Source organism: Stenotrophomonas sp. 22DLJC03, from assembly GCF_056861405.1.
Genome location: NZ_JBSPUG010000014.1, coordinates 2,501 through 5,299, shown reverse-complemented (window position 1 = coordinate 5,299; position 2,799 = coordinate 2,501). Strand labels below are relative to the sequence as shown.

The following is a 2,799-nucleotide window of genomic DNA, read 5'->3' as shown; positions in this document are numbered from 1 at the left end:
ACGTTTCACTTCCGAGTTCGGGATGGGATCGGGTGGTTCCATAGCGCTAATTTCACCAGGGAGGCTTTTGGAGAGTCGCACTCGTCCCGGGGGGACAAGGCGCCAGCCTCGCATAGTTCTTGTGACGTAGCGTGCACTTGGATGCTCTTACGACGTTGTCGTAAAGCCAAGGCAACTTGAGGTTATATGGTCAAGCCACACGGATCATTAGTATCAGTTAGCTCAATACATTGCTGTACTTACACACCTGACCTATCAACCACATAGTCTATATGGTTCCTTCAGGGGGCTTGTGCCCCGGGAGATCTCATCTTGAGGCGCGCTTCCCGCTTAGATGCTTTCAGCGGTTATCGCTTCCGAACATAGCTACCCGGCAATGCCACTGGCGTGACAACCGGAACACCAGAGGTTCGTCCACTCCGGTCCTCTCGTACTAGGAGCAGCCCCTCTCAAATCTCCAACGCCCATGGCAGATAGGGACCGAACTGTCTCACGACGTTCTGAACCCAGCTCGCGTACCACTTTAAATGGCGAACAGCCATACCCTTGGGACCGACTACAGCCCCAGGATGTGATGAGCCGACATCGAGGTGCCAAACACCGCCGTCGATATGAACTCTTGGGCGGTATCAGCCTGTTATCCCCGGAGTACCTTTTATCCGTTGAGCGATGGCCCTTCCATACAGAACCACCGGATCACTAAGTCCTAGTTTCCTACCTGCTTGATCCGTCGATCTTGCAGTCAAGCACGCTTATGCCTTTGCACACAGTGCGCGATGTCCGACCGCGCTGAGCGTACCTTCGAGCTCCTCCGTTACTCTTTAGGAGGAGACCGCCCCAGTCAAACTACCCACCATACACGGTCCCCGACCCAGATAATGGGCCCAGGTTAGAACGTCAAGCACGACAGGGTGGTATTTCAAGGATGGCTCCACTGCAGCTAGCGCCACAGTTTCATAGCCTCCCACCTATCCTACACAGACGAACTCAACGTTCAGTGTAAAGCTATAGTAAAGGTTCACGGGGTCTTTCCGTCTTGCCACGGGAACGCTGCATCTTCACAGCGATTTCAATTTCACTGAGTCTCGGGTGGAGACAGCGCCGCTGTCGTTACGCCATTCGTGCAGGTCGGAACTTACCCGACAAGGAATTTCGCTACCTTAGGACCGTTATAGTTACGGCCGCCGTTTACTGGGGCTTCGATCAAGAGCTTCGCCTTGCGGCTGACCCCATCAATTAACCTTCCAGCACCGGGCAGGCGTCACACCCTATACGTCCACTTTCGTGTTTGCAGAGTGCTGTGTTTTTGATAAACAGTCGCAGCGGCCTGGTTACTGCGACCCTCTTCAGCTATAGCTCGCACGAGCCACCAAAAAGGGTGCACCTTCTCCCGAAGTTACGGTGCCATGTTGCCTAGTTCCTTCACCCGAGTTCTCTCAAGCGCCTGAGAATTCTCATCCTACCCACCTGTGTCGGTTTACGGTACGGTCTGCGTAAGCTGAAGCTTAGGAGCTTTTCCTGGAAGCGTGGTATCAGTGACTTCGCCATAAAGGCTCGTCTCGGTGCTCGGTCTTAAAGGATCCCGGATTTGCCAAAGATCCAAACCTACCGCCTTTCCCCAGGACAACCAACGCCTGGTACACCTAACCTTCTCCGTCCCTCCATCGCACTTACGCGAGGTGCAGGAATATTAACCTGCTTTCCATCGACTACGACTTTCGTCCTCGCCTTAGGGGCCGACTCACCCTGCGCCGATTAACGTTGCGCAAGGAAACCTTGGGCTTTCGGCGTGCGGGTTTTTCACCCGCATTATCGTTACTCATGTCAGCATTCGCACTTCCGATACCTCCAGCAGACTTCTCAATCCACCTTCAACGGCTTACGGAACGCTCCTCTACCGCGCATAACAAAGTTATGCACCCCAAGCTTCGGTTTTGTGCTTAGCCCCGTTAAATCTTCCCCGCAGACCGACTCGACCAGTGAGCTATTACGCTTTCTTTAAAGGGTGGCTGCTTCTAAGCCAACCTCCTGGCTGTCTGTGCCTTTCCACATGGTTTTCCACTTAGCACAAAATTTGGGACCTTAGCTGTGGGTCTGGGTTGTTTCCCTTTTCACGACGGACGTTAGCACCCGCCGTGTGTCTCCCATACAGTCCGTCTCGGTATTCGGAGTTTGCAATGGTTTGGTAAGTCGCGATGACCCCCTAGCCATAACAGTGCTCTACCCCCGAGAGGATACATATGAGGCGCTACCTAAATAGCTTTCGAGGAGAACCAGCTATCTCCGGGTTCGATTAGCTTTTCACTCCTAATCACAGCTCATCCCCGTCTTTTGCAACAGACGTGGGTTCGGGCCTCCAGTACCTGTTACGGCACCTTCACCCTGGCCATGACTAGATCACCCGGTTTCGGGTCTACTGCCCGCGACTATGCGCCCTTATCAGACTCGGTTTCCCTTCGCCTCCCCTATACGGTTAAGCTTGCCACGAACAGTAAGTCGCTGACCCATTATACAAAAGGTACGCAGTCACTCCTTGCGGAGCTCCTACTGCTTGTACGCACACGGTTTCAGGATCTATTTCACTCCCCTCTCCGGGGTTCTTTTCGCCTTTCCCTCACGGTACTGGTTCACTATCGGTCGGTCAGTAGTATTTAGCCTTGGAGGATGGTCCCCCCATGTTCAGACAGGGTTTCACGTGCCCCGCCCTACTCGTCTTCACTGAAATGGCCCTTTCAGATACAGGGCTATCACCTTCTATGGCCGCTCTTTCCAGAGCGTTTTCCTAGAACCAAATCAGCT

2 rRNA genes (1 of these 2 running past the window's edge) are annotated in these 2,799 nt (G+C 53.6%); both read right to left on the bottom strand.

The annotated features are described in order from the left end of the window. A 5S ribosomal RNA gene (gene rrf / locus AC13GA_RS20520) occupies window positions 1-60 on the bottom strand; the annotation flags it as partial. A 126-nt stretch (window positions 61-186) separates the two neighbouring features. Next, window positions 187-2,799: ribosomal RNA gene (locus AC13GA_RS20515) — 23S ribosomal RNA — on the bottom strand; it runs 267 nt beyond the window's last position.